Origin of the sequence: uncultured Campylobacter sp., from assembly GCF_938030785.1 — a bacterium.
Lineage (GTDB): Bacteria > Campylobacterota > Campylobacteria > Campylobacterales > Campylobacteraceae > Campylobacter_B.
Map to the genome: position 1 here is coordinate 1 of NZ_CALHIK010000113.1, position 3,958 is coordinate 3,958.

3 protein-coding genes are annotated in these 3,958 nt (G+C 50.6%); all 3 read left to right on the top strand.

What is annotated here, in order from left to right:
- Nucleotides 1–46 precede the first annotated feature (46 nt).
- Genes Q0438_RS06465 through Q0438_RS06475 form a run of 3 tightly spaced genes read left to right on the top strand, consistent with a single transcriptional unit; the run spans nt 47 to nt 3,687 of the window.
- Complete coding sequence (locus Q0438_RS06465) at nt 47–847, top strand: hypothetical protein (RefSeq protein ID WP_299188960.1); 801 nt, start codon at nt 47–49, stop codon at nt 845–847.
- Entirely contained in the window at nt 844–2,310 is a 1,467-nt protein-coding gene (gene rsfS / locus Q0438_RS06470; protein ID WP_299188963.1) for a ribosome silencing factor, read from the top strand. Before Q0438_RS06465 ends, rsfS begins: the two co-directional genes overlap by 4 nt.
- A gap of 9 nt (nt 2,311–2,319) precedes the next feature.
- Nucleotides 2,320–3,687, top strand: coding sequence for a sodium-dependent transporter (locus Q0438_RS06475; protein ID WP_299188966.1), 1,368 nt, complete (start codon nt 2,320–2,322; stop codon nt 3,685–3,687).
- Nucleotides 3,688–3,958: the final 271 nt, after the last annotated feature.

Here is a 3,958-nt window from a genome sequence, read left to right on the forward strand (position 1 = left end):
AGCATCGAAATCCCGCGCGTTTTAGAAAAATATATGTAGGCGGCCCGTGCGAAAGCCTTACAAAAACCCAAATTATAACGCCCGCTTCGTAGCCGCTGGATTTTGCGCGACAGAATTTAGTGGGCGCAGCGTTAAATTTCATAAAGCAGGATCGCGCCGCGCAAAATTTTATGCCGCAGAATTTGCGGCGAAGGACGAGAAATTTTGCGGCGCAGAGCCTGAGGCGCACGATGCCGCGCTTCGCGGTTTTAAATTTTGCAATGAAAGGCTTCTTCGTACGCAACAAATTCCACAATCACGGCACTCGCATTTTAAATTTAATGTCGAGAAATTTAATGGTGCAAATTTTGCGACCTGCGGAACAGAATTTTTAGGAGCGAACTTTCGCGGCATGGAATTCTGCAAATCAAAATTTAGAGCACGCGGCATTAAATTTTATAAAGCAGAATTGCGCGAGACCGGTTTTCTAGCTCGCACTGCGAAATTTTATGCGACCAAATTTCACGGCGCGAAATTTCAGGAGATGAAGTTCCAGACGCCAAATTTAGAGCTTAAAATGAAATTTAACGCAGCGAGATTCGGCGAGGTAAAATTCCGTGGCGGCGCGCTTTTAAAATTTGCCGCCGCAAAAGAGCTGCGACGCAGCCCTAGCCTTTGCGCCGTCACGCCCTTTAAATTTACCGCACCGCAAAACGCGGGATTTTTTGAAACAAAATTTAGCGAAGCGAGATTTTATGACATGAAATTTAATAAAGCAAGATCGCACCGCGCAAAATTTTATGCCGCGGAATTTGCGGCAAAGGACGAGAAATTTTGCGGCGCGAAACAGCGCGGGGCGAGCGCGTGAAGATCGCACTTTTCGGCGGCAGTTTCGATCCGCCGCACGCAGGACACGACGCCGCGGTAGGGGCGATCTTATCCGCCCTAAAGCCAGATTTGCTAATCATAATGCCGTCGTTTCTAAACCCTTTTAAAAAGAGCTTTTCGGCGCCTCCGCAGCTGCGGCTAAAATGGTGCCGCGCGCTGTGGGGCGACACCCCGCACGTGGAGGTAAGCGATTATGAAATTTCGCAAAACGTGCCGGTACCCACGATACAAAGCGTGAAATTTCTGCTCGAAAAATACGGCAGAAACGGCAAAATCACGTCCGAGACGGCAATTGAAACGGGTAAAACTCTGCAAAGCGACACAGCAGATCAAATTCCGGTCGGCAGCGAAAGCGAAACGGGCGGGATTTCACAAAGCAAGGTAAGTAAAATTCCTCACGACGGCACGAGTGAGGCGGGCGGCGCAGGAGATGTTAGCGAAACACAAAACATAGATAAAATTTCAAATGCGGACGAAGTTTCAAATGTCGCCGCAAGCAGAATGTCCGGTGCTGTCATTAGCGAGGTTTCAAGCTCCGCCAAAGATAAAATTTTGAGCGTGAGCAAAATTTTGAATGCTGGGCGGAACGAAATTTTAAATGCGAGCGAAATTTTAAGCGCTACCTCAAGTGAAATTTCAAACGCCGTCACAGGCAAAATTTCAAGCTTCGTCAAAGCCTCAAGTGCCGTTGGAGACGAAATTTCAAATGTAAACAAAATTCCAAGCGGTAATGCGAATTGCATGGCTGACGCAGGCGGTGCAAATTGCGTGAGTAGCGCAAATAGTGCAGGTGACGCAGGCGACGCAAATGACATGGATGACGCAAGCGATGCGAGCGGCGCAGACACTGCACCAAAGCTCTACATCGTCGTGGGTGCCGACAACCTATCGGAGCTTCACAAATGGCGCGATTTTAGCGAGCTGCAGAAATTGGCGGAGTTTGTCGTGCTTACGAGGCCCGGCTACGAGATCCCGCGGCAGTGGGCGAGCCTAAGGCGCATCGAGATTGCCGTAGATGCGAGCTCAAGCGGTTTTAGGCGAGATTTCAAAGGCGAAATCCCGCCCAAGATCGCAGCAGAGGTCATAAAATTTTATAAAAGGAAAGATATGCAAGATCCAAAGCAAAGGGCGGAGCGGATCGCCGAAATTTTAAACGAAAAGAAAGCCGAAGACGTCCAGATCATCGATATGGAGGGGCGCGAATACATCGCGAAATTCGTAGTAATCGCCACTATGCTGACCGCCCGCCACGCAGCCTCGCTCATCGAGGAGCTAAAAAGCGTGCTTAAGCCGCTCGGCGAGGAGTTTTTGGCTATCGAAAGCGGAGATGAATGGAGCGTCGTCGATCTCGGCGACATCATAGTCCATCTCATCAGCGAGGCTTACCGTGCCAAATACAATATCGAGGACTTCCTCGACAAGCTCAAAAAAGAGCAATTTTAAGGAGGGAGCGTGCCGAGACAGACCTGGAGCAGCAAGCTCACATATATCTTAACCGTCGCAGGCGCCACGATCGGCTTTGGCTGCACGTGGCGGTTCCCGTATTTAGTCGGCGAAAATGGTGGTGGCGCCTACGTGCTCATATTTTGCATCGCAATGATCGTGCTTGGGATCCCGATGATCTTAGTAGAAAACGTCATCGGACGCCGCGCGCTAAGAAACTGCGTCGATGCCTTCACGGCGCCTAAAAAGGACGGCTCGCGCATAAAGCCCGCATGGAAGATCGCCGGCATCATGGGCGTAATCGGCGCGTTTGGAATTTTGGCCTACTATATGGTCCTCGGCGGCTGGGTGCTAACCTATATCGTAAACATCGTAAGCGGCAACTTCGACCTCTCCGCGCGGATCACCGATCCCGCATTCACGCAAAAATTCTACGCAGATCACATCGAAAATAGCCCGCTCGGCGTCGGAGCTTACACGCTCGTTTTCATAGCGATCAACTGGTACATTTTGAAAAACGGCATCATCGAGGGGATCGAAAAATTCGTAAAATTTCTAATGCCCGCGCTATTTTTGTGCTTCATCGCGGTAATCCTTACAAATTTAACGCTTGAGGGCGCAAAGGAAGGCGTGAAATTTTATCTCGGCGTCGATTTTGCCAAGATCACGCCCAAGCTTTTGATCGACGTTTTGGGTCAGGTCTTTTTCGCGCTCTCGCTCGGTTTCGGCGTGATGATCACGCTGTCTAGCTTCCTCAACAAAGACGAGAAGCTGATGCAAACAGCCACCATCACCGCAGTCGTAAATACCCTCATCGCCGTGCTTGCGGGCTTTATGATCTTCCCGTCGCTCTTTAGCGCAGGGCTTGAGCCGAGCAGCGGCTCGTCGTTAGTCTTTAAAAGCCTGCCGATCGCATTTTCGCATATGCCGTTCGGCAACGCCGTCGCGGTGGTCTTTCTCTCGATTTTACTCATCGCCGCGCTTACGACGTCCATCACGATCTATCAGGTCATCATAAATTTCGTCGAGGAGCGCTTCTCATTTTCAACGTTAAAGGCGGTAAATTTAACGCTCGGCGGCGTCTTCGTGCTCGGCAACCTGCCCTGCATACTCTCAAGCAGCGTGCTTGCGGACGTTAAAATTCTAGGGCGCTCGGTTTTCGATGCCTTCGACTTCGTAAGCGCGAACGTATTTTTCGTGCTAACGGCGCTTCTATGCTGCATCTACGTGGGCTGGGTACTGAAAAAGGACGCGATCTACGAGCTCACCAACGAAGGCGATCTAAGCGCGCGGCTCGCAGGAGTTTGGTTTTTGTATGTCAAATTTATCCTGCCGCTTATCATCGCGGTGATCTTCGGATACGGGATTTTCGGCTAAATTTAAAGCCGCGAGAGTTTTAAAATTTAAATTTGTCCGCGGCGCTGCGGTAGAATTTTAAAATTTCATCCACTGCGTTACATGCGCTGCGGCGTGGGTTTTTACGCGGTGCGGCACATTGTATTGAAACTTGCGGCACGGCGGTCTTGCGACTAGGTGCGAGACACCGCACCGCAGTTATAATATAAATTCAGCGCAGGCGTAGCCTGCCCCTTGTAAAGCGTCGTCGGGGGTTAGGTGGGGTTTGGGGCGGGAAGGGGAGCGACCTCGC